The 22,510-nt window shown below is 68.4% G+C and carries 21 protein-coding genes; 9 read left to right on the forward strand and 12 right to left on the reverse strand.

The features are described 5' to 3' along the window. Positions 1-129: 129 nt before the first annotated feature. Positions 130-1,800 carry a M4 family metallopeptidase gene (locus KHP12_RS18675; RefSeq protein ID WP_086880937.1) on the forward strand — a complete coding sequence of 557 codons (1,671 nt, stop codon included), beginning with the start codon at positions 130-132 and terminating at the stop codon, positions 1,798-1,800. A 59-nt stretch (positions 1,801-1,859) separates the two neighbouring features. Here the strand turns inward: KHP12_RS18675 and KHP12_RS18680 are convergent, their stop codons facing one another. Continuing rightward, complete coding sequence (locus tag KHP12_RS18680) at positions 1,860-3,413, reverse strand: phosphate ABC transporter substrate-binding protein (protein ID WP_086880936.1); 1,554 nt, start codon at positions 3,411-3,413, stop codon at positions 1,860-1,862. A gap of 192 nt (positions 3,414-3,605) precedes the next feature. Beyond that, on the reverse strand, positions 3,606-3,818 hold the full coding sequence (locus KHP12_RS18685) for a hypothetical protein (RefSeq protein WP_086880935.1): 213 nt from the start codon (positions 3,816-3,818) through the stop codon (positions 3,606-3,608). A 201-nt stretch (positions 3,819-4,019) separates the two neighbouring features. On the opposite strand from KHP12_RS18685, the gene KHP12_RS18690 reads away from it, so the two are divergent. Then, positions 4,020-4,550 (forward strand): hypothetical protein, encoded by a 531-nt coding sequence (locus tag KHP12_RS18690; RefSeq protein WP_086880934.1) that lies wholly within the window; start codon positions 4,020-4,022, stop codon positions 4,548-4,550. Positions 4,551-5,276: 726 nt separating this feature from the next. Here the strand turns inward: KHP12_RS18690 and KHP12_RS18695 are convergent. From KHP12_RS18695 to KHP12_RS18725, 7 genes are all read right to left on the reverse strand, one after another. Continuing rightward, positions 5,277-5,588, reverse strand: coding sequence for a hypothetical protein (locus tag KHP12_RS18695; protein ID WP_086880932.1), 312 nt, complete (start codon positions 5,586-5,588; stop codon positions 5,277-5,279). A gap of 60 nt (positions 5,589-5,648) precedes the next feature. Beyond that, positions 5,649-6,479, reverse strand: a complete 831-nt coding sequence (locus KHP12_RS18700; protein ID WP_086880931.1) for a helix-turn-helix domain-containing protein — start codon at positions 6,477-6,479, stop codon at positions 5,649-5,651. Then, positions 6,476-7,000 carry a DUF6879 family protein gene (locus KHP12_RS18705; protein WP_086880930.1) on the reverse strand — a complete coding sequence of 175 codons (525 nt, stop codon included), beginning with the start codon at positions 6,998-7,000 and terminating at the stop codon, positions 6,476-6,478. The genes KHP12_RS18700 and KHP12_RS18705 overlap by 4 nt, the downstream gene beginning before the upstream one ends. After that, complete coding sequence (locus KHP12_RS18710) at positions 6,984-7,187, reverse strand: hypothetical protein (RefSeq protein WP_037964362.1); 204 nt, start codon at positions 7,185-7,187, stop codon at positions 6,984-6,986. The genes KHP12_RS18705 and KHP12_RS18710 overlap by 17 nt, the downstream gene beginning before the upstream one ends. A gap of 117 nt (positions 7,188-7,304) precedes the next feature. Next, on the reverse strand, positions 7,305-7,820 hold the full coding sequence (locus tag KHP12_RS18715) for a DUF6879 family protein (RefSeq protein WP_086880929.1): 516 nt from the start codon (positions 7,818-7,820) through the stop codon (positions 7,305-7,307). Positions 7,821-7,901: 81 nt separating this feature from the next. Continuing rightward, the gene (locus KHP12_RS18720) at positions 7,902-8,138 is read right to left on the reverse strand and encodes a DUF397 domain-containing protein (RefSeq protein ID WP_308016833.1); all 237 of its coding nucleotides are present in this window, start codon (positions 8,136-8,138) and stop codon (positions 7,902-7,904) included. Further along, positions 8,116-8,967, reverse strand: a complete 852-nt coding sequence (locus KHP12_RS18725) for a helix-turn-helix domain-containing protein (RefSeq protein WP_086880927.1) — start codon at positions 8,965-8,967, stop codon at positions 8,116-8,118. Before KHP12_RS18725 ends, KHP12_RS18720 begins: the two co-directional genes overlap by 23 nt. 198 nt (positions 8,968-9,165) lie before the next feature. Between KHP12_RS18725 and KHP12_RS18730 the strand changes: the two genes are divergently transcribed. Continuing rightward, positions 9,166-9,495, forward strand: coding sequence for a hypothetical protein (locus tag KHP12_RS18730; protein WP_086880926.1), 330 nt, complete (start codon positions 9,166-9,168; stop codon positions 9,493-9,495). Here KHP12_RS18730 and KHP12_RS18735 read toward each other — a convergent pair. The 3 genes from KHP12_RS18735 to glgP all read right to left on the reverse strand — a co-directional run bounded on the left by KHP12_RS18735 (position 9,492) and on the right by glgP (position 13,228). Further along, entirely contained in the window at positions 9,492-10,070 is a 579-nt protein-coding gene (locus tag KHP12_RS18735; protein ID WP_086880939.1) for a histidine phosphatase family protein, read from the reverse strand. The two genes, KHP12_RS18730 and KHP12_RS18735, sit on opposite strands and share 4 nt — an antisense overlap. Positions 10,071-10,149: 79 nt before the next feature. Further along, the gene (locus tag KHP12_RS18740; protein WP_167442434.1) at positions 10,150-10,302 is read right to left on the reverse strand and encodes a hypothetical protein; all 153 of its coding nucleotides are present in this window, start codon (positions 10,300-10,302) and stop codon (positions 10,150-10,152) included. A 265-nt stretch (positions 10,303-10,567) separates the two neighbouring features. Beyond that, positions 10,568-13,228 (reverse strand): alpha-glucan family phosphorylase, encoded by a 2,661-nt coding sequence (gene glgP, locus KHP12_RS18745; protein ID WP_210609897.1) that lies wholly within the window; start codon positions 13,226-13,228, stop codon positions 10,568-10,570. A gap of 139 nt (positions 13,229-13,367) precedes the next feature. On the opposite strand from glgP, the gene KHP12_RS18750 reads away from it, so the two are divergent. From KHP12_RS18750 to treS, 6 genes are all read left to right on the forward strand, one after another. Next, positions 13,368-15,275, forward strand: coding sequence for a rhamnogalacturonan lyase (locus KHP12_RS18750; RefSeq protein WP_372455205.1), 1,908 nt, complete (start codon positions 13,368-13,370; stop codon positions 15,273-15,275). 27 nt (positions 15,276-15,302) lie between these two features. Further along, the gene (locus tag KHP12_RS18755; protein WP_086883095.1) at positions 15,303-16,097 is read left to right on the forward strand and encodes a pectate lyase; all 795 of its coding nucleotides are present in this window, start codon (positions 15,303-15,305) and stop codon (positions 16,095-16,097) included. A gap of 77 nt (positions 16,098-16,174) precedes the next feature. Next, a complete protein-coding gene (locus KHP12_RS18760; RefSeq protein WP_211833192.1) occupies positions 16,175-17,038 on the forward strand; it encodes a helix-turn-helix domain-containing protein in 864 nt (287 codons plus the stop codon). A 68-nt stretch (positions 17,039-17,106) separates the two neighbouring features. Further along, positions 17,107-18,339, forward strand: coding sequence for a S8 family peptidase (locus tag KHP12_RS18765; RefSeq protein ID WP_210609893.1), 1,233 nt, complete (start codon positions 17,107-17,109; stop codon positions 18,337-18,339). Positions 18,340-18,618: 279 nt separating this feature from the next. Further along, positions 18,619-20,613 (forward strand): alpha-1,4-glucan--maltose-1-phosphate maltosyltransferase, encoded by a 1,995-nt coding sequence (locus tag KHP12_RS18770; protein ID WP_086886513.1) that lies wholly within the window; start codon positions 18,619-18,621, stop codon positions 20,611-20,613. After that, a complete protein-coding gene (treS, locus tag KHP12_RS18775; protein WP_086886514.1) occupies positions 20,610-22,355 on the forward strand; it encodes a maltose alpha-D-glucosyltransferase in 1,746 nt (581 codons plus the stop codon). The genes KHP12_RS18770 and treS overlap by 4 nt, the downstream gene beginning before the upstream one ends. The last annotated feature ends 155 nt before the right edge of the window (positions 22,356-22,510 follow it).

The raw sequence follows: 22,510 nt of genomic DNA on the forward strand, positions 1-22,510 counted from the left end.
GCACGACACTCTGCCGGTGCCCGGGGCCTCAGGCCCCGGGCACCGGTATGTTTTATCCACGGCAAAGCGACATCTTTGTCGCGTTGGGCGGAAGCTTCGCCCAACTCCCCATCACAACTGGAGATACGCGTGGATTCACGTTCGACGTCGTCCATATCCGGCATATCCCGTCTCAGACGCTCGCGTACCGCCCTCGCCGCCGGAGCGGCGACCCTGGCCGCCTCCCTGCTCGCCGCCGGCGCCACCGCCGGATCCGCGAACGCGGCCCCCTCCTCGGCCGCCCGCTCGGGTGCCACCACCGTCTCGCTCTCCCCCTCGGTCCGCGCCGAGCTGCTGCGGGAGGCGGGCTCCACCGCCGTCTCCACCGCGAAGTCGCTGGGGCTCGGGGCCAAGGAGAAGCTGGTCGTCAGGGACGTCGTCAAGGACGCCGACGGCACCACCCACACCCGCTACGAGCGCACCTACGCCGGACTGCCGGTCCTCGGCGGCGATCTGATCGTCCATGAGTCCGCGAGCGGCGCCTCCCAGGGTGTCGACAAGGCGACCGACGCCGACATCGAGGTCGGCGACACCAGCGCCGCCATCGCCCCCTCCGGTGCCGAGCGGTCCGCCCTCGGCGCCGCGCGGGCCGCGGGCGACAAGAAGGCGGGCTCTGGACACGCGCGCAAGGTGATCTGGGCCGCCACCGGCAAGCCCACCCTGGCGTACGAGACGGTCGTCAGCGGGGTGCAGAAGGACGGTACGCCCAGCAAGCTGCACGTCATCACCGACGCCGACTCCGGCAGGAAGCTCTACGAGTTCCAGGCCATCGAGAACGGCACCGGCACCGGTCAGCACAACGGCAAGGTCACCGTCGGCTCGGTCAAGAGCGGCAGCCAGTGGCTGCTGAAGGACACCGCGCGCGGCGGCCACCAGACGTACAACCTCAAGCACTCGTGGGACGACACCAAGAAGGGGTCGGCGTTCTACGACGCCGACAACGTCTGGGGCAACGGCAAGCCCACCATCGCGCAGACCGCCGCCGTGGACGCCCACTACGGCGCCGCGATGACCTGGGACTACTACAAGAAGGTCCTCGGCCGCAATGGCATCAAGGGCAACGGCAAGGCCGCGTACTCCCGGGTCCACTTCGGCGACGCGTACGTGAACGCCTTCTGGGACGACGCCTGCTTCTGCATGACCTACGGCGACGGCGCGGACAACAAGAAGCCCCTCACCGCGCTCGACGTCGCCGGCCACGAGATGAGCCACGGGCTCACCTCGGCCACCGCCAACCTCGAGTACAGCGGCGAGTCCGGCGGGCTCAACGAGGCCACCTCCGACATCTTCGGCACCGCCGTGGAGTTCTACGCCAAGAACGCCAAGGACCCCGGTGACTACCTCATCGGGGAGAAGCTCGACATCAACGGCGACGGCACCCCGCTGCGCTACATGGACAAGCCCAGCAAGGACGGCCTGTCCTACGACTACTGGAAGAGCGGCGTGGGCAACGACGACCCGCACTTCACCTCCGGTATCGCCAACCACTTCTTCTACCTGCTGTCCGAGGGCAGCGGCAGCAAGGTCATCGGCGGCGTGACCTACAACAGCCCGACCAAGGACGGCCGCACCGTCAAGGGCATCGGCCGCGCCAAGGCCGAGAAGATCTGGTACAAGGCCCTGACCACGTACATGACCTCGACCACCAACTACGCCAAGGCCCGCACCGCGACCCTCAAGGCCGCGAAGGCGCTGTACGGCGCGAGCAGCGCCGAGTACAAGGCGGTCGACAACGCCTGGGGCGGCGTCAACGTCAAGTGACCCCCTCCGGTCGGCCGGGCTTCGGTAATCGCCCGGCCGACCGGTCGCCCCGCTGTCCCCTACCGTCCGCCGGTGGCCAGCTGACACGCCCGCTGGTTCTCCGCGGCCGCGCAGGGCAGATGGCCATGCTTCTCGATGAGGTTCCGCCCGGTGTCCCCGGCCAGATAGTCGAGGAACTTCGAGGTCAGGGAGTTCGGGGGCGGCGCGGTGTAGGTGTACGCGTACTCCGGCTCCCAGAAGGGGTAGATCCGCTTCCGCACCGCGTCGATGGAAGGCTTGCGGTTGTCGAGCGCCACCAGATGGAGAGCCCCCTTCTGGGCACTCTCCTCGGCGGAATGCAATTCGGCGTAGCCGATCGCCCCGGGGGTGTTCGCCACCGTCTTCAACACCTCGCCGGTGCTGTCCAGTTCACAGCGGACGACGGTGTCCCCGGTGAATTTCGGGGTCCGGCAGTTGTCGGACGTCCGCGAGATCTCATTACGGCCCAGCACCCGGCTCTCGAACACCCCGCGCGTCCCCGACTTCGCGTCCCGGCTCACCAGCCGCACCGGCAGATCGGGCCCGCCGGGCAGCTGGTTCCAGTTGGTGATCCGGCCCGAATAGAGCCTGCGGAGATCGTCGAGCGAGAGATCGGTCATCCGTACGTCCTTGTTCACCACCACGCTGAATACGGACAGCGCCACCAGATGCTCCTTGAGCTTGGGGTCCCCGTCCCCCTCCGGCCCGTCGGAAAAGGCGAGATACGACGGGAATCCGCCCTTCGCCGCCTCCCCGACGTCGATCAGCGTCTTCGTACCGCGCCCACTGCCCTGCGCCTCCACGGTGACATGGGCGTCCCGGCAGTCGCCCTGATACGCCGTGCCCGCGTCCTGCGCCACCGGCTTGAACGCGGTCGAGCCGACAATCGTCAGACTTCCCCCGGCGCAGCCGCGCGGCGGCGGATCGTCCCGCCACACCCGCATACCGAACGACTGGAGGATCAGCATCGCCAGCAGACTGCCGATGAGCCCGAGCATCCGGTTACTCGGCCGCCGGAACTTCTCATTGTTCCGGATCCTGCCCTCTTTGATCCGCCCGCCCACATGCGGCGGCTTATCGGTCCCGGCGCCCGTCAGCAGCACCAGCAGCTTGAAGTGATCCCCCTTGTTCAGCGGCACCCGGGGCAGCGAGATCTCATTGCCCGCACAGACCAGCCCGGGATTCTCCGGCGTCCCGCGCTGCGGCAGATGCCGCAGCAGATCCGGATGGCTGGGTTCGGTGACCGCCACGTCCCGCACGATGCGATTGGGAAAGGTCGCGGTGAGCCCACGGTGATTCGTCGCCGGCGCCGTGATGTAGTCGTCGGCGTCAATGCTCCGAAACCCATCATTCTCAATCCGCAACAGGACGAGTGAGGCCCCGGCCAGATCCGGAGTATTCTCCAGCATCCGCAACCGCTGATGAATCGGCCCGTCCTGGGTGCTGTCGTCTATCAACGTGTCCATCTGCACGCGATAACCGATGCGCTTCCGCCCGGGAATCAGCCGCTCATACGAGAGCCCGCCGACCGTCACGACGACGCCGAGCAGCGCCAACAGATTCTCGGGCGCAGTCAACTGCTCCAGCCACTTCATGGTTGCCCCCCGTGCATGCAATGGCTTCAGGGGGGCGAATGTACGCTCCAAGAACGCACATATGGCCGGTATGGCCTACCTCTCATCCAATGTTCGTCCCGCGTTCAACCACGACCTTCGCAGGGGCGCCGGCGGCACGACGCCACCGTGCGGCAAACGCATCTGCCGCACGGCGCGCTGCCTCATGCGCGATCAGAGGTCGTCAGGCAAGCGAAGGGGGCCGTCGAAGGGACGCTTCTGGAATCCAGTGCGCAGATTGCGGCAACCGGGCGCCTTGCACACGAAGAACTCCTCGACCGTCTTCCGAACTGTGCGGTTCTTGAGCCAGGCTTTCTCGTTGGCAGTGAGGCGACGGTGCAGCTCGTCAGTTCCACAGGTGTAGCAGTACATCTTCTGGTCTCGCACAACACCTCCCGAAACGGTCGGACAGCCAACCTGCGAGCCTACGAGTCCCGTTGAGCCACGGAAAGTACACAACCGGACAACTCACCCTCTCCCCCTGCGATGCGCACGGTCCGGGGAGAGGTCCCGAGGCAGGTGCGAAACCATCCCGGCTGGTGGCCGGGGCGTCCCGGCCCTCATGGCCCACGGCGGAGGCGGGATGACATGCGCGACGAGAGCACCTATCGCCATCGGCCCCGCCGAGCCAGCGCCCCCTTGCGGGCGAGCGGGCTCGGCGGGGTCGTGCTGGTCGCCGTGGCCGCCCTGGGCGGTTGCTCGTCGTCACCCCCTGGGCTGGTCGAGAGCGCCGACAAGAAGTGCGACACCATCACCGACCGGTTCACCGGGGACCTGGCCTACGGCAAGACGCTCGGCTCGGAGGACCTGACGAAGGTCCGCAAGCGGAACGCTCTGATCAGGGATCTGCGGAAGGACATCAAAGAGCTGCCCCAACCCGATTCCGCGGCCGCCCGGGCCGCGCTGAACACCTGGCTGGGCAAGCTGGACACGTACGCGAAAGAGCTGTACACGATGCACAGCGTCATCCAGATCCTCAAGCCCGGCAGGGAGCTGCTGCTCGCCATGAGCGCCAACATCGCCAAGGACAGCGCGGAGGAGGCAGGGGCGGCAGCCAAGAAGGCCGGTCTGCGCAGCTGCGCACGCGTCAAGCGGTGGGAGTACCTGGTACCGGATTGATCCTTTCAGCAGTGCCAACGGGGCAGGGAAGCTCGGGGCGCAGACGGTGCGGACTGCACGCGATGAGGCAGACGGACAGGAATCTCTGCCCCGTGAGATACCAGCCGCCGACCACGTCCTCACCGCTCGCCACTCGTTCGCCGGCGCGGGCGACCGCCTCTGAGAGCCGGATGGCGTCCCGTTCACGCTCCGACGCGAACGCCACTGCGGAAGCGCGCACTTGCTGCCCGAACCATTCGGCCGCCTGCCGCGAATCGGTCCAGGTCCCCTGGACGAAGGAGGCCGGTTTGAGCAGCCAGTGGGCACATTCCAAGGGAACGACCTTGCTGGATCCGAACTCCGGGTGCAAGGGACGCCGGGGGCCGTCCTTGAGCAACTCATGTGCGGACCCCAACCAGCTGTAGCCGTGATGGTGCATGCGCTCGCTCTCTCGATGAGAGCGGCCCCCACGCGGAGTGAAGGCCGCCCGTCTGCATCACGCGACTACTGCCGACCGCAGCCATCACCGTCGCCACATCCGCCTTGCTGGCCGCCCTCGGTCGGCCCGTCGTCCTCCGGGTCCTGTCGGACGACGGCCTTGAATCCGCGTAAGCGCATGGAGATGATTCCCTTCGGTGCTGTCGACGCGGGGGCTTTCCTCGCGCCGTCGTGCACATGCACCCGTTCCGCGCTGGGCTCGACCTGCCAGGGCTCCGGTCCAGCCGGGACGGGGGTCTTAGAAACGGCTCACCGAGTGGTGGCCTTCTTGGTCTGCTCCTCCAGAGCGGCGCGCATGAGAATCTCCGCGAGCCGATTCGCGCTGTCGAGCGGGATACGGCCGAGAGCGACCATGGGGTGGCCCGAGACCGTCACCTCGCCCCGCAGGACCGGCCAAAACAGGGCGTCGCCCTTTTCACCGTGCGGCATGGCCACATCCGCGGTGAAGCCGAGACGGCCCAGTGCCTCTCGGAGCAGTTCAGCAATCGCTCTCGCGTCTTCTCCGGCCGCTCGGTAGCGCTCGGAACGCATGGCGTCGATATGTTCTTCAGTGATCTTCATAGGTGACACTCCCCCGCATGTGGCGGCTCGGTTCAACCTATGGGCAGCCGGGAACTACATCTAGCCGATTTCCTGTTCGCGCAAGAAATCGTTCCTTACGTCCTCGATCATTCTCCGCATGCCGTCACCACAAAGGGCAGTGGATGCAAAGCGTTCGAACTTGTCAACGTACTGCGAAACATCTCTCGGATCCGTGACCACCAATTCGGCATGGATGGTTTCAACGGTCACGGTCCTCTTGTCTCGAATGACGAACGCATGGTTCGCTATATCACGCTGCGCCATCGAAAATGGGACAACACGGAGGTCTATATTGGGCAGCCGTGAAACCGAGATGAGTCTGTCCAGTTGTTCCGCCATCCTCGAGGGCGATACAATGCGCCACCGCAGTACGTTCTCAGTGACGACGAACCGGAGGCTCTTGGCATCGTCGTACAGAACCTGTTGCCGCTCAAGACGAGCAGTGGTGGTACGCGTCAAAGTTTCTTCGCTCAGATCATGGCGAGTGAGGACAGCACGAATGTACTCGGGGGTCTGCAGCAAGCCCGGCACAAGGGCTGGTTGGAAAAGTTGCAGCAGCTTCATTCGAGATTCAAGCGCTCTGGTCTGCTGCTGGGCCTTGTGTACTCCCAGCCTGCGTACAAGCCGCCACGCCGTCGTTTCGGTTGTCTCCGCTCGCACCACTTCAAGGTATTTGACCTTGACTTCTTCGGAGACTCCAAGCGCCACCAGGATGCTCTCTACGTCCACAACAGACGGTGCAACCTTGCCCGTTTCAATCTTGCTCAGCTTGCTGGTAGACATGACAGCACTGCGGGCCACGGTCTTGGCTTCCTTACCGGATGCCAACCGAAGCGCCCGCAGCGCTGCTCCGAGCTCCCCTCTGTTCACTCCCCGTGTTTCGCCCACCATTCAGAGAAGGGCTCCGCGTGGGTCAGTGCCGTGTCGCGGTACGCGACGAATTCAGAGGAACGGGCCTCGGGCAAGGTTTCACGCCCGGTGACCGCTCCTGCGTCGTCGTAGTACATGGCGACGGGCGTTCCACTGTCGAACAGCCAGAAGTCCCCTACGCCATCGAGGGGGTTGGCCTTGTCCGTGGTGTCGAGAATGAAAAACTCTTCACCGCCGGCCTGATTCGTTCGATACCCCCAGCCAAGTTCAAACCGAAGGTACGGCGTGAGGGGACGCGAAAGGATGTGCACCCGGTAGATGCGCTTCCCTTTGCTCGTATGGGACCGGAGTTCAGCTACCCATTCGTCGTTGTAGCTCTCCGGGCGCGGCTCTCCTGCGAGGAACCTGCGGTACGCTTCCGTATTACCCGAACCACTGTAGTCGTCCAGCGTCTCAAGTCGGAATGCCTCGCGTTCGAAGCTGTCGAACAGCTCGCCGAGGTTCTTAGACGAGCTTGTCACGAAGCGCCTTCCTGATGAGATCGAAGAGGAGTTGCATCGGAATCTCCACGATGCCTTCGTTCGCAGGAATCTCCAGCCCATGGTCAGTGGGCACCTCACCCTGCACCAGCAGGGTATCCCGGTCCGTGGCGTAGATGGTCGGGCAATCCTTGATGTCGCACGTGCTGACGAGCATCGATACCTTCATCGGTCCCCTCCCTGTCCTGAACTTCCGCGTCGATACTCGCGGGCATCGAAGCCATTGCGCAAGAGATCCACGTTTCCGGAACGGGAAATCGGTACCGCGCTGCCACCACAAGACGGTTCACAGTGGCCAGTACTGCGAGTGGGGCAAGGCACGCTCCCAAACGGATTCGAACGCGGAAGCGGCCAGCCTAGCCGTGTCGGGCTCGTACCGAACCTCCATGTCCGTGGTCGGGTTCCAGTTCCCATCGCCATCGAAGTGGTTGAAGATCACAACCTGTTCGTCGATCAGCCAGAAGTCCGCTCCCGGAAGCGCCAAGTCAGCCGCCCGCCTTCTGGGCAGCCACCGCACCTCCTCCCCTGCGGCGACATTGTGGCGCCCGGTCACGTCGTACTCGAATTTGATGTATTCACTGACGGGCTCGGAAATGATCCGGGCACGCCGCATCCGAACGCCGCGTGAAACTGTCGATACCACGAGGTCGAACCAGCTCCGCCACCGCTCTGCGGGGTCGAAGCGCACCCCGGCACGCCAGTCGGCGATGTCAGGGTCGCCGGGCGTGTAGATATCGCGCATTTCCAGGTGAACCGCTGAACGCCGCGCGTTGATCAATGCCTGACGTACCGCTGTAGCCATCGATCGTGAACCTCTCGGAGTCGTCGCTAAGGGATACGCCAGCCGATGATGCATCGCGGCGCGCCCCGCCGCACAGCCTCGTCAGGGTCCGGCGACATGGTCGAACCGACCGGCCTTGGCGGCGCATATGAAGGTTCTCAGGCGCGCCCGAGTGGTCGAAAGTACGACCTCGGGGTGCTCGCTCTCGCGGAGCATTATCGAGTCGCGCTCACCTGCGGCGACGTTGACGCACGAGGCTGATTCCTGGCAGTAGGAGGACTGCCGCCATGACACCGGGTCCATGTGCTGCTCCTTGTCACAGTTCCTGTATGAGGCCATGGATGAAGTCGCGAGACTCGTCCGGCTCCAGAGCGATGGCCTCCATCTTGCCGATCACCAACCGATACTTCTGCAACTGCGCTTCCGCGTCGAGTAGGAGGGAGCCGTGCGCCTGTTCCAACAGGATCGTGTCGAGTTGGGGTACGGGGCCGTAGAAGTAGTTGATCGACTGCCCGGACCCGGCAAACGTGCCGTTACGGAACGGAACCACCCGGATAGTGATGTGATCCCGTTCGCTCATGTCAATCAAGTGCTTGAGCTGCGCTCGGGACGTTTGTGGCCCGCCGAAGGGCATACGGAGGGCGGCCTCGTGGATCACCGCCTTGCACGGGGTGGGACTTTCGCCATAGAGGATGCGTTGTCGCTTGATGCGGTACGAGACGCGGTCTTCCACATCGGGCGGTGGGAGCGCGGGCACCCCTTCGGCGAAGACCGCACGGGCGTGATCGACGGTCTGAAGCAAGCCGGGGATGTGGAGCACAGTAGCCAGCAACAGTGCCGCCGCATGGTGTTCCAACTCGGCCAGGTCGAGCTGTCCGGGAGATAGCAGCTCCCGGTACTCCTCCCACCAGCCGCGCTTCCGTTTGCCGGTCATGGCGATGAGCGCGGCGATCAGGGCCTCGTCACCGCATGCGTAGTTCCCGGCCAAGGTGCGGATGCTGCGCTCGCTGAGGCCGAAGCGTCCAGTCTCGATGTTGCTGATGCGGGCCTGGTTGGCCCCGATCAGCTCAGCGGCCTCCCGGGTGTTGAGCCCCGCGCGCTCGCGGAGCTTGCGCAGCTCAACTCCGAGGCGTAGCTGACGTGCGGTCGGAGTTGTCCTTGGCGGCATGCAGTCCTCCACGATCGCACAGGTGGTGCAAGAGTCACTGGAACGAAGTCAAGGTTAGAGACTTCTCGATGCATCGTAGAAGTAATTCGACCTTTCGCCCTACGCTGTGATCCAGGCCACCTTCTGATGGCAGTTTCACAGCTGCCGCACGCATGGCCCCCATCCCTCCCAACTCCGCCTTTCAGCAAGGAGACACGCATGGCCACCGTATCCCCCGAACAACCCGCCTCCGAGCCCTTCGACCTCGGCAAAGAACTCCGCGCCCTCGTCCTCGCCACCGCGCCCCGCCTCTTCGCCGTGGCCCGTATCCACCCGTACGAGGACACCGGAGAATCAGACGTGGAGATCGCGGCGTGGGGTATGGCCCATGAGGACGGCCGTACCGAAGTGGTTGGGCCAGGGCAGCGGTTGGTGTTGACCTCGCCCGAGCGGGTGCAGGCGTGGTTCTCTCGGAACGGAGTCACCGCACAGCTCGTGTGGCTCGCCCCTGCCACCGTCGCCTCGCTCGGTCCCGACCTGGCCGCCTAGCGTTCGCCGGGTTCATTGCCTCCGGTGGCCGACCAGTCTGTGGGAAGGGTGTAGTGCCAGCCGTCCTGCCATCTGAACGGCGCGTCGACCAGGTCTTCGATCGAGGCGCCGGTCAGTAGGCAGTCGAGGGCCCATCTGTTGGCGGAGTGGGCGATGACCAGGACGCGGTGTCCGCTCCAGTCGCCAGCGAGGTCATGGAGGAAGTCCCTGGTGGCCGCGATGACCTGGCGGTAGCTCTGGCCACCGGGGAACGGGACGTCGATGTGCCGGGAGCGTTCGGGGGCAAGGATGGTCACGGGGCAGCCGTTGAGCTCGCCGTAATCGCATTCCCGCAGTCGAGGGTCCTGGTGGATGGGGATGGTGGTCCCGGAGAAGGCGATCTGGGCGGTCTCCACCGCCCGGTGGAGGTCGGAGACGAAGACGGCCGCGAAATTGTCGTGGCGGCGGCGGTCGCCGAGTTCGGCGGCGACGCGCCGCCCGGCGGCGGAGAGCCTGCCGGGCAGCCAGCCCGTGGCGATGCCGTTCTCGTTGTCCTCAGTGATCGAATGAGTCTCGTAGACGATGTCGACCGCCATGGCGGCTCCGTTCCGGTCGTGGCCCGGGTTGGCGGCACGCGTTGTGTTGCGGGGGACCGGCCCCATGCCGGTCCTCTCACTAGTCGTCGCCTCCGCGCCAGGTGGTGCGCACCCGGCGCCATGCCTCGATGACGGCCGGGAGCTTGGACAGGAGCTCCGCTGACAGGGTCAGTATCAGTCCGGCGAGGCCGAAGGCCGCGAGGACGAGCAGGGTGACGGTGTCCCAGTCCACCAGTTCTCAACCCTTCGATCGGGGTGGTCGAACCGATGGCCCGGCAGGCTCAGCCCGACCACCTCGTACGGTGGTCAGCTGAGGTCCTGCCGACGTCCAAGATCTCAATACGAACGGCCGGAGAGCGGTGCTCTCCGGGACCGTCGGCAATTCCAGCCACCACGCGGGCGGCGGCCGGCTTTTTTCGTGCACCCCGAGACGTCGGGCATGGGGTGGCACGTTCCCCCGTGCCGAACGGTCCGTCACCAGTTTAGCCGCCGGAGGCTCAGCGCATCAGGACTCCCGCCGCCTCGGATGTGGTCTCCGAGGGGATGGCGATGAGGCCCGGTTCGGCGGGGTGGGAGAGGAGGGGGTGGGTGGGGAGGACGCGGATGGTGTAGCCGAAGGGGCCGGTGCGGTTGAGGGCCAGGGGGGCTTCGTAGAGGCGGCTGCCTTCGAGGTCGGGGCCCGCGGTGGGTTTGAGGGGGACGTGGGTGGCGTCGGTGATGTGGTCGGTGTCGTCCACGCGGCCCGCCACGGCCTGGACTTCGACGTCCGCCGGGTCCAGTGCGCCGAGGCGCACCCGGACGCGGAGGGAGAGCGTCGAGCCGAGTTCGGCGGCGCCGCCCGGGGCGGGTGGGGTGAGCTGGGCCTCGACGTGGTCGACGGCGACGTCCGGCCAGGCGGCGCGGATCCGGGTCTTCCAGGTGGCCAGTTCGGCGGCCGCCTCGAGGTTCAGGGCCCGGTGGGAGCGGGCGGCGGGGGCGTAGAGGCGCTCGACGTATTCGCGGACCATGCGGCCCGCGAGCACCTTGGGGCCGAGGGTGGTGAGGGTGCGGCGGACCATGGCGATCCAGCGGCCGGGGAGGCCGTCCAGGCCGCGGTCGTAGAAGCGCGGGGCGACCCGCTGCTCCAGCAGGTCGTAGAGGGCGGCGGCCTCCAGGTCGTCGCGGCGGGTCTCGTCGATGGCGTCGCCGTCGGCGGTGGGGATGGCCCAGCCGAAGTCCGGCTCGTACCACTCGTCCCACCAGCCGTCGAGGACGGAGAGGTTGAGACAGCCGTTCAGGGCCGCCTTCATCCCGCTGGTGCCGCATGCCTCCAGCGGGCGCAGCGGGTTGTTGAGCCAGACGTCGCAGCCGGGGTAGAGGTTCTGGGCCATGCCCATGCCGTAGTCGGGCAGGAAGACCAGGCGGTGGCGCACCCGGGGGTCGTCGGAGAAGCGGACCAGCTCCTGGACGAGGCGCTTGCCGCCGTCGTCGGCCGGGTGGGCCTTGCCCGCGACCACGATCTGGACCGGCCGCTCGGGGTGGAGCAGCAGCTCCATCAGCCGGTCCTGGTCGCGCAGCATCAGGGTGAGCCGCTTGTAGGAGGGGACGCGGCGGGCGAAGCCGATGGTGAGGACGTCGGGGTCGAGCACCCCGTCGATCCAGCCGAGCTCGGCGGTGCCCGCGCCGCGCTGCCGCCAGGAGGCGTACAACCGCTGCCGGACCTCGGCGACCAGCCGCTTGCGCAGGGTGCGGCGCAGCTCCCACAGCTCGGAGTCGCCGAGGTGGCCGAACTGGCGGGCGCCGAGCCGGGTGACCTCGGGGGCCGTCCAGGTGGGCGCGTGCACCCCGTTGGTGACGGAGGTGATGGGCACCTCCTCGGGGTCGAAGCCCGGCCAGAGCCCGGCGAACATCTCCCGGCTGACGCGGCCGTGCAGGGTGGACACCCCGTTGGCGCGCTGGGCCAGCCGCAGTCCCATCACGGCCATGTTGAAGAGGTTGGGCTCCCCGCCGGGGTAGGTCTCCATGCCGAGCGCGAGGATCCGCTCGACCTCGATCCCGGGCAGCTCGGCGTCGTCGCCGAAGTGGCGGGCGACCAGCTCGCGGTCGAAGCGGTCGATCCCGGCGGGCACGGGGGTGTGGGTGGTGAAGACGGTCCCGGCCCGTACCGCCTCATGGGCGGTGTCGAAGTCGGCCCCGTCGGCGATCAGTTCGCGGATGCGCTCCAGGCCCTGGAATCCGGCGTGGCCCTCGTTGGTGTGGAACACCTCGGGCTCGGGGTGGCCGGTGAGCCGGCAGTACGCGCGCAGGGCGCGGACGCCGCCGATGCCCAGCAGCATCTCCTGGAGCAGCCGGTGCTCGCTGCCGCCGCCGTAGAGCCGGTCGGTGACCTCGCGCTCGCCGTGGCCGTTCTCCTCCACGTCGGAGTCGAGGAGCAGCAGTGGCACCCTGCCCACCTGGGCCTGCCAGACGCGGGCGTGCAGCGGACGGCCGCCGGGCAGGGTGAGCGGGATCCGGACGGGCCGTCCGTCCGTCTCGCACAGCTGGGTGAGCGGGAGCTCATCGGGGTCCAGGACCGGATAGCGCTCCTGCTGCCAGCCGTCGCGGGAGAGCGACTGCCGGAAGTAGCCGTGGCGGTAGAGCAGTCCGACGCCCATCAGGGGGACGCCGAGGTCGCTGGCGGCCTTGAGGTGGTCACCGGCGAGGATGCCGAGGCCGCCGGAGTACTGGGGCAGGGCGGCGGTGATCCCGAATTCCGGCGAGAAGTAGGCGATGGCGGTGGGGAGTCCTGAGGGGGCGGGTGGGACGGAGGGTACGGGCGCGCCTGGGGACACAGCAGGTACGGACTCGACCGGGGTCGGCCCGGCTCTGTCCTCGGCGGCGACCCGGCCCTGATACCACCGGGGCCCGGTCAGATAGTCGTGCAGATCATCAGCGGCCGCCGTGAGACGCCGCAGGAAGGAGCGGTCCTCGGCGAGGTCCGCGAGCCGGGAGAGGGGCACGGCGCCCAGCAGCCGCACCGGGTCGCCGCCCGACTCCCGCCATCCCTCGGGGTCCACGGACTCGAAGAGCTCGCGGGTCTCGGGGTGCCAGGACCAGCGCAGATTGCGCGCCAGCCGGTTGAGCGGTCGCAGGGGCTCCGGAAGGACGGGGCGCACGCTGAATCGACGAATGGCCTTCACCCTTCGACGGTAGCGGCCGACGAGTCCCTGTTTCGACTGTTTCGCCCCGCACCCGAGAAGTCGGCCCGAAGGCGGCAACCTTTCAGGCCAAGGGGACGACTAGGGGTCACACCTTTCCCCCCAAGCCTTGGAGGACCACGTGCGCTCTCGGGACAGTTCGCACACTCCGCCCCCCGCTCATCCGCCCAGATCCACCCCGCGCAGGGGCCGGGCGCTGGCCGCCGTCTGCGCGGCGGGCGCGCTGACCGTCACCTCGCTGGTGAGCGTCTCGGAGGCCGCCGAGGGCAAGGGGCCCACCCCGAAGGCGGCCGCCGCGGCCCAGCTCGAGAAGCTGGACCGGGGGCTGGTGAGCGTGCACACCGGCAATGACAACCTGGTCAGCTGGCGCTGGCTGGCCACCGACCCGGACGGTGTGACGTTCAACCTCTACCGGGGTGGCGTCAAGGTCAACTCCTCCCCCATCACCACCACGAACTACCTCCACAAGGACGCCCCGAACAGCGCCGACTACACCGTGCGGGCTATTCGGGACGGGGCGGAGCAGCCCGCCTCGCCGAGCGCGATCCAGTTCCGCCCGGGGTACTACGATGTGCCGATCTCACCCCCGGCGGGCGGCTCGGACTACACCTATGAGGCGAATGACGCCTCGGTGGGCGACCTCGACGGCGACGGCGACCTGGACTTCGTCCTGAAGTGGCAGCCGACCAACGCCAAGGACAACTCCCAGTCGGGCGTCACCGGCAACACCATCGTCGACGGCTACACCCTCCAGGGGCAGCGGCTGTGGCGGATCGACCTGGGCCGCAACATCCGCTCCGGCGCCCACTACACCCAGTTCCAGGTGTACGACTACGACGGCGACGGCCAGGCCGAGATCGCGATGAAGACCGCGGACGGCACGGTGGACGGCGCCGGTAAGGCGATCGGCAGCGCGTCCGCCGACTACCGCAACTCCAGCGGCTATGTGCTCAGCGGACCCGAATATCTGACGATGTTCAACGGCCGTACGGGCGCCGCGATGAGCACGGTGGACTACGTCCCGCCGCGCGGCACCGTCTCCTCCTGGGGCGACTCCTACGGCAACCGCGTGGACCGCTTCCTGGCCGGGACGGCGTATCTCAACGGCTCCACCCCCTCGCTGATCGAGGCGCGCGGCTACTACACCCGCACCGTGATCTCCGCCTGGAGGTTCAGCGGAGGCCAGCTCACCCGGCAGTGGACGTTCGACACCAACAGCTCCACCAACACCGGCAAGGGCTACGACGGCCAGGGCAACCACGCGCTGGCCACCGGCGATGTGGACGGCGACGGCAGGGACGAGATCGTCTACGGCTCGATGGCCGTGGACGACAACGGCTCCGGGCTGTGGACGAACAAAAACGGCCACGGCGACGCCGCCCACCTCGGTGATCTCGACCCCTCCCGGGCGGGCCTGGAGTACTTCAAGGTGGACGAGGACTCCTCGAAACCGGGCTCGTACTTCGCCGACGCGCGCACCGGCCAGGTGCTGTGGTCCACCGCGTCCGGCGGCGACAACGGGCGCGGCGTGGCCGGTGACATCTGGGCGGGCAACGACGGCGCCGAGATGTGGTCCGCGCGGGACGACCAGATCCGCGACGAGGGCGGCGGCGCCAAGGGCCGTAAGCCCTCCTCGATCAACTTCCTGGCCTGGTGGGACGGCGACCCGGTGCGCGAGTTGCTGGACGGCACCCACATCGACAAGTACGGCACCTCGGGTGACACCCGGCTGCTCACCGGCTCCGGGGTGCACTCCAACAACGGCACCAAGGCCACCCCGTCGCTGTCCGGCGACATCCTCGGCGACTGGCGCGAGGAGGTGGTCTGGCCGACCAGCGACAACAAGGCGCTGCGGATCTACTCCACGCCGTACGAGACCGACCGGAAGATCACCACGCTGCTCCATGACCGGCAGTACCGCGAGGCGCTGGCCTGGCAGAACACGGCCTACAACCAGCCCCCGCACCCCAGTTTCTTCATCGGCAACAAGATGGCGACCCCGCCGCGGCCGGCCATCACCACCCCGTGAAACCCCCCACCGAGAAGGAGATCCGACATGGCTGAACCACGCACCAGGTACCGGGCGATGGCCGGGGCCCTCGGCGCCGTCGCCCTCACCGCGGGCGCGATCACCACCGGGCTGACCCTGCCCACGGCCTCCGCCGCCACCTGGCCCACACCCAGCGGCACCCCGCAGGCGGTCTCCAAGACCATCAGCGTCAGCGGGACCACCGACGGTGGTATGAAGCGCTACTACGGCTCCGGCGACCTCGGCAGTGACAACCAGGACGAGGACCAGGGCCCGCTGTTCGAGCTGAAGGACGGCGCCACCCTGAAGAACGTCATCCTCGGCGCCCCGGCCGCCGACGGCGTCCACTGCGAGGGCAGCTGCACCCTCCAGAACGTCTGGTGGGAGGACGTCGGCGAGGACGCCGCCACCTTCCGCGGCACCGGTAAGACGTTCAATGTCATCGGCGGCGGCGCCCGTAAGGCCGCGGACAAGATCTTCCAGTTCAACGGCGGCGGCACGCTCAACATCTCGGGCTTCGCCGGGCAGGACTTCTCGACCTTCGTCCGCTCCTGCGGCAACTGCTCCTCGCAGTACAAGCGCACCATCAACGTGAGCAACTCCGAGATCACCGCCCCGGGCAAGGTCATCGGCGGGATCAACACCAACTACGGCGACTCGCTGACCCTGCGCGGGATCACGATCGTCGGCGACAGCGGCAAGAAGATCGTCCCGTGCCAGAAGTACATCGGGAACAACACCGGCGCCGAGCCGAGCAAGAACGGCAGCGGCCCCGACGGCACCTCCTGCAAGTACAGCTCGTCCGATATCACCTACAAGTGATGTGCGGATGACCGCGCGCCGTGCCTGACCCTCACAGGGACAGGCACGGCGCGTGCCCGTGCCGGATACTGGCGGGTATGGACACAACCGCCGAGCTGGGGAGTTTTCTGCGCACCCGCCGCGCCGGGCTGCGCCCCGAGGACGTCGGCCTGGTCGCGTACGGGACCCGGCGCCGGGTCCCGGGGCTGCGCCGCGAGGAGCTCGCGCAGCTGGCCGGGGTGAGCGCTGCGTACTACACCCGGCTGGAGCAGGGCCAGTCCACCGGCGCCTCGGACGGGGTGCTGGACGCGCTCGCCCGCGCGCTGCGGCTGAGCCCGGACGAGCGGGCGCACCTCGGCCATCTGGCCCGTCCGCCGCGCGCCGGGCGGCGCCCCGCGCGGCGCGCCGAGTCCGCGCGCCCGGCGACCCGGCGGCTGCTCGCCGCGATGGACGGCGTACCGGCCGTGGTCCTCGGCCTTCGCTTCGACGTCCTGGCGTGGAATCCGCTGGGGCACGCCCTGATCGCCGGGCATCTGCCCGCCGACGCGCCCGAGCGCCCCGCCGACCGGCCCAACACCCAGCGGATGCTGTTCCTCGACCACCACACCCGGGAGCTGTATCCGGACTGGACGGGCGAGGCGCGGCGCGCGGTCTCCTCGCTGCGGGTGGTGACCGGGGCGCACCCCGACGACCGGCGACTCGCGGAGCTGGTCGGTGAACTGACCGTGAAGAGCGGGGAGTTCGCGGCGCTGTGGTCGCGCCACCCGGTGCGCCGGTGCGCCTTCGGCACCAAGTCCTTCCACCATCCGCTGGTGGGGCCGCTGGAGCTGGACTTCGAGATGACCCGGCTGCCGGACTCCGGCGGCCAGGCCCTGCTGATGTACGGGGCGGAGCCGGGGTCGCCGTCGGAGGCGGCGCTGCGGCTGCTGTCGAGGGAGGCGGTCGCGTTTTACGCCCCCTGATGCGCCCTTGTCGGGATCTTTCGTCCCACGCGACGCTTGCGCCGTCGAGTTGGGGAGGGGATCGTTCCATGGCATGCGCATCTGCGGGCCCCCGGCGGAGGGTGGCGGCGCCGGCCGCCGTCGTCGCGGTGGTCCTGGTGGTCTTGTCGCCCGCTCAGACCGTTCCCGCGCAGGGGGTCCAGGCCACGGGCGGGGCGGGGACCCACGGCTATATCGTCGCCCTGAAGCGGGGCGCGGGAGCGCCCGCGGCGGCGTCCGGGGCGGGCCGGGCGCTGATCGAGCGGTACGGGGCGCGGGTGCGCCGGGTCTACCGCACCGCGCTCAACGGCTATGCGGTACGGGCGAACGCGGCACAGGCCGGGCGGCTGGCGGCCGATCCGCGGATCGCCTCGGTGACCCGGGACGAGCGGGTGTCGCTGCGCTGGTCCCGGGCGCGGTTACCGGCCCCGCCGCGCGGCCGGGCGCGGCCGCCGTGGGGTCTTGACCGGATCGACCAGCCGGACCGGCGGCTGGACGGGGCGTACACCGCGCCCCGCGGCGGCGGGCGCGGCACCACGATCTATGTGATCGACTCCGGGGTGCGCACCTCCCATGAGGATTTCGGCGGCCGGGCCCGCTCCGGCTGGGACTTCGTGGACGACGATCCGGTGGCCGAGGACGGCAACGGCCATGGCACCCATGTGGCCGCCACGGCGGCGGGCACCCGCTACGGCGTGGCGAAGGAGGCCACGATCGTGGCCGTACGGGTGCTGGACGACCGGGGCGAGGGCACCATCGCGCAGGTGCTGGCCGGAATGGACTGGGTGCTGCGACACGCCAGGCGGCCCGCGGTGGTCAATCTGAGTCTGGGCTCGGCGGCCGCCACCCCGCTGCCCGAGTGGGACGCGGCGGTGCGGGCGGGGATCGCCGCCGGTCTGGTCTTCACCGTGGCGGCGGGCAACCAGGACCGGCCCGCCGCCTCGTTCTCGCCGGGCCGGGTGCCGGGGGCGCTCACGGTGGGCGCGACCGACCGCGCCGACCGGCGCTCGGGATTCTCCAACTGGGGCCCGGGAGTTGACCTGTTCGCGCCCGGGGACCGGATCGTCTCGGCGTCCAGCGCGAGCGATACGGCGGCCAGGACGCTGTCGGGCACCTCGATGGCGGCCCCGCATGTCGCGGGCGCCGCCGCGCTGTATCTCGCCGGCCATCGCTTCGCGACTCCGGCCCAGGTCGGGGCGGCGCTGACGGCCGGTGCGAGCAAGGGCCGGGTGCGCGGCGCGGGCCCGGGTTCGCCGAACCGTCTGCTGCGGGTGGCCAACTGACGTAAACACAGAACGCATCGGCTGGACGGCCCCGCCTACGGGCGGGGCCGATTCATGTACCCCGCGTTACGAACCGGTAGTTAACGGGAACCCGGATTGTCTCCCCATTCCGCAGGGGAAGGCTTTCCACGCGCGCCCCCCATGGCCGACCCCATCCGCCCACCAGAGTGAACGCGGACAGGAGCTGTCATGCCCGCAACCCAACGCCCGGCGGCAAAACCGATACAAAGGACAAAAGCCGCCACCGCGTCTCCATCCGCACTGCCGTCAGGTGATCCTATGATCGGTCGCATTCCCATTCTGGATATCCGCCCGCTGATCGACTGCGGCCGCCGCCCCGCCAAGGCGGTGGTGGACGAGACCTTCGAGGTCAGTGCCACCGTGTTCCGGGAAGGTCATGACGCGGTCAACGCCAATGTGGTCCTCCGGGATCCGTCCGGCCGCTCCGGCCCCTGGACCCCGATGCGTGAACTCGCCCCCGGCACCGACCGCTGGGGCGCCGAGGTCACCCCCGGCGCGCCCGGCCGCTGGACGTACACGGTCGAGGCGTGGAGCGATCCGATCGCCACCTGGCGCCATCACGCCCGTATCAAGGTCCCGGCCGGGATCGACACCGATCTGGTCCTGGAGGAGGGCGCCTTGCTGCATGAGCGCGCCGCGGCCGGAGTGCCCAAGAACGACGGCCGGGAGGCGGTGCTGGCGGCCGTCGACGGGCTGCGCGACGAGCGCCGCCCGGTGGCCGACCGGCTCGCCGCCGCCCTCGCGCCCGATGTGACCGACGCCCTCGACCGCCACCCGCTGCGGGAGTTGGTCACCTCCTCGCGCCCCATGCCGCTCCAGGTGGACCGGGAGCGCGCGCTGTTCGGCTCCTGGTACGAGCTCTTCCCGCGCTCGGAGGGCGCCAAGGTGACCGAGGGGCGGCGGCCGGTCAGCGGCACCCTGCGCACCGCCGCCGAGCGGCTGCCCGCGATCGCCGCCGCGGGCTTCGACGTGGTCTATCTGCCGCCGATCCACCCCATCGGCACCGCCTTCCGCAAGGGCCCCAACAACACGCTCTCCGCGGGCCCCTTCGACGTGGGCTCGCCCTGGGCCATCGGCTCGGCCGACGGCGGCCATGACGCGATCCACCCCGACCTCGGCACCTTCGAGGACTTCGACCACTTCGTGGCGCGCGCCCGGGAGCTGCGCGTGGAGGTCGCGCTGGACTTCGCGCTCCAGTGCTCCCCGGACCACCCCTGGGTCTCCCAGCACCCCGAGTGGTTCCACCAGCGCGCCGACGGCACCATCGCGTACGCCGAGAACCCGCCCAAGAAGTACCAGGACATCTTTCCGCTCGCCTTCGACCGGGACTTCCACGGGCTGGTCCGGGAGACCGAGCGGGTGCTGCGCTTCTGGATGGCGCACGGGGTGCGGATCTTCCGGGTGGACAATCCGCACACCAAGCCGGTGGTCTTCTGGGAGAAGGTGCTCGGCGACATCCACCGCTCCGACCCCGATGTCCTCTTCCTCTCCGAGGCGTTCACCCGCCCGGCGATGCTGAACGCCCTCGGCGCGGTCGGCTTCCACCAGTCGTACACCTACTTCACCTGGCGGAACACCAAGCAGGAGCTCACCGACTACCTCACCGAGCTGTCGCGGGACGCGGCCGCCTGGATGCGGCCCAACTTCTTCGTCAACACCCCCGACATCCTGCACGCCTACCTCCAGGAGGGCGGCCGCCCGGCGTTCGAGGTGCGGGCCGTGCTGGCCGCCACCCTCTCCCCCAGCTGGGGCGTCTACGCGGGCTACGAACTGTGCGAGAGCACCCCGGTGCGCCCCGGCAGCGAGGAGTACCTGGACTCGGAGAAGTACCAGCTGCGGCCGCGCGACTGGGCGGCGGCCGAGCGCGAGGGAAGAACGATCACCCCGCTGCTCACCCGGCTGAACCGGGTGCGCCGCCGCCATCCCGCCCTGCGCCGGCTGCGCAACCTCAGATTCCACCACGCCGACAACGATTCCGTCATCGCCTACTCCAAGCGCGCGGGCGACTCGTGTGTGGTCACGGTCGTCAACCTCGACCCTCACCACACCCAGGAGGCGACGGTCTCGTTGAACATGCCGGAACTCGGCCTCGAGTGGCATGAGTCCGTCCCGGTGCGCGACGAGCTCACCGGCGAGACCTATCACTGGGGCAGGGACAACTATGTGCGCCTGGAGCCGGGGCGGGATATGGCTCCGGCGCATGTGCTGTCCCTGCGACCGTCCTCACCGATCGGAGGGTCACCCACAACATGATCGTCAACGAGCCCGTACCGGACACATTCGAGGACACGCCCGCGGGCGACCGCGATCCCGACTGGTTCAAGCGCGCGGTCTTCTACGAGGTCCTGGTCCGCTCCTTCCAGGACAGCAACGGCGACGGCGTCGGCGACCTCAAGGGCCTGACGGCCAAGCTGGACTATCTGCAATGGCTGGGCGTGGACTGCCTGTGGCTGCCGCCGTTCTTCGCCTCACCGCTGCGCGACGGCGGCTACGACGTCTCGGACTACACCGCCGTGCTGCCGGAGTTCGGGGACCTCGCGGACTTCGTGGAGTTCGTCGACGCCGCTCATCAGCGCGGGATGCGCGTGATCATTGACTTTGTCATGAACCACACGAGTGATCAGCATCCGTGGTTCCAGGAGTCCCGCAGCGACCCGGACGGACCGTACGGCGACTACTACGTCTGGGCCGACGACGACAAGCAGTACCAGGACGCGCGGATCATCTTCGTCGACACCGAGACGTCCAACTGGACCTTTGATCCGGTACGTAAGCAGTACTACTGGCACCGCTTCTTCTCGCACCAGCCGGACCTCAACTTCGAGAACCCCGCCGTCCAGGAGGAGGTACTGGCCGCCCTGCGCTTCTGGCTGGACCTGGGCATCGACGGATTCCGGCTCGACGCCGTCCCCTATCTGTACGCCGAGGAGGGCACCGACTGCGAGAACCTGCCCCGGACGCATGAGATGCTCCGGCGCGTCCGGGCCGAGATCGACGCCCACTATCCGGACACCGTGCTGCTGGCCGAGGCCAATCAGTGGCCGGAGGACGTCGTCGACTACTTCGGCGACTTCTCGGCGGGCGGCGACGAATGCCATATGGCCTTCCACTTCCCGGTGATGCCGCGCATCTTCATGGCGGTGCGGCGCGAGTCCCGCTACCCGGTCTCGGAGATCCTCGCCAAGACCCCCGCCATCCCCTCCGGCTGTCAGTGGGGCATCTTCCTGCGCAACCACGACGAACTGACGCTGGAGATGGTCACCGACGAAGAGCGCGACTACATGTACGCGGAGTACGCCAAGGATCCGAGAATGCGGGCCAACATCGGCATCCGCAGACGACTGGCGCCCCTGCTGGACAACGACCGCAACCAGATCGAGCTGTTCACCGCGCTGCTGCTGTCCCTGCCCGGCTCGCCGATCCTCTACTACGGGGACGAGATCGGCATGGGCGACAACATCTGGCTCGGCGACCGCGACGCCGTGCGCACCCCCATGCAGTGGACCCCCGACCGGAACGCGGGCTTCTCCTCCTGCGATCCGGGGCGGTTGTTCCTGCCGACCATCATGGACCCGGTCTACGGCTATCAGGTCACCAATGTCGAGGCGGCCATGAGCAGCCCGTCCTCGCTGCTGCACTGGACCCGGCGGATGATCGAGATCCGTAAGCAGAACCCCGCCTTCGGGCTCGGCTCCTTCACCGAGCTGCCGTCCTCCAACCCGGCCGTCCTCGCGTTCCTGCGCGAGGCTCCGAGGACCCGGGACGGCGAGGACGACCTGGTGCTGTGCGTGAACAACTTCTCGCGCTTCGCCCAGCCCACCGAGCTGGACCTCCAGTCCTTCGCCGGCCGCCATCCGGTCGAGCTGATCGGCGGGGTCCGCTTCCCGGCCATCGGCGAGCTGCCGTATCTGCTCACCCTGGCCGGGCACGGCTTCTACTGGTTCCGGCTACGGCGCGGCGAACCGGTGGGGCACTGGGCGGACCGCGTCGGCTGAGCGATGCTTTCCCCTCCCCGCCCCTTCCCGACACCTGACGATATGCGGCTCCGCCGCGTGGGGGGGGGCTCCGCCCCTGGACCCCCGGACGCCCTTCGGGCGTGTCCTCAATCGCCGGACGGGCTGAAATCAGCCCCTCCGGCGCTTGAGGAGCG

This window comes from Streptomyces asiaticus, assembly GCF_018138715.1.
GTDB lineage: Bacteria > Actinomycetota > Actinomycetes > Streptomycetales > Streptomycetaceae > Streptomyces > Streptomyces asiaticus.

Excerpts from the sequence above, each read along its gene's own strand:
- KHP12_RS18680 (WP_086880936.1), bottom strand. The coding sequence starts at position 3,413 with ATGAAGTGGCTGGAGCAGTTGACTGCGCCCGAGAATCTGTTGGCGCTG.
- KHP12_RS18690 (WP_086880934.1), top strand. The coding sequence starts at position 4,020 with ATGCGCGACGAGAGCACCTATCGCCATCGGCCCCGCCGAGCCAGCGCC.
- KHP12_RS18695 (WP_086880932.1), bottom strand. The coding sequence starts at position 5,588 with ATGAAGATCACTGAAGAACATATCGACGCCATGCGTTCCGAGCGCTAC.
- KHP12_RS18710 (WP_037964362.1), bottom strand. The coding sequence starts at position 7,187 with ATGAAGGTATCGATGCTCGTCAGCACGTGCGACATCAAGGATTGCCCG.
- KHP12_RS18715 (WP_086880929.1), bottom strand. The coding sequence starts at position 7,820 with ATGGCTACAGCGGTACGTCAGGCATTGATCAACGCGCGGCGTTCAGCG.
- KHP12_RS18720 (WP_308016833.1), bottom strand. The coding sequence starts at position 8,138 with ATGGCCTCATACAGGAACTGTGACAAGGAGCAGCACATGGACCCGGTG.
- KHP12_RS18725 (WP_086880927.1), bottom strand. The coding sequence starts at position 8,967 with ATGCCGCCAAGGACAACTCCGACCGCACGTCAGCTACGCCTCGGAGTT.
- KHP12_RS18730 (WP_086880926.1), top strand. The coding sequence starts at position 9,166 with ATGGCCACCGTATCCCCCGAACAACCCGCCTCCGAGCCCTTCGACCTC.
- KHP12_RS18735 (WP_086880939.1), bottom strand. The coding sequence starts at position 10,070 with ATGGCGGTCGACATCGTCTACGAGACTCATTCGATCACTGAGGACAAC.
- KHP12_RS18755 (WP_086883095.1), top strand. The coding sequence starts at position 15,303 with ATGGCTGAACCACGCACCAGGTACCGGGCGATGGCCGGGGCCCTCGGC.
- KHP12_RS18760 (WP_211833192.1), top strand. The coding sequence starts at position 16,175 with ATGGACACAACCGCCGAGCTGGGGAGTTTTCTGCGCACCCGCCGCGCC.
- KHP12_RS18765 (WP_210609893.1), top strand. The coding sequence starts at position 17,107 with ATGGCATGCGCATCTGCGGGCCCCCGGCGGAGGGTGGCGGCGCCGGCC.
- KHP12_RS18770 (WP_086886513.1), top strand. The coding sequence starts at position 18,619 with ATGATCGGTCGCATTCCCATTCTGGATATCCGCCCGCTGATCGACTGC.
- treS (WP_086886514.1), top strand. The coding sequence starts at position 20,610 with ATGATCGTCAACGAGCCCGTACCGGACACATTCGAGGACACGCCCGCG.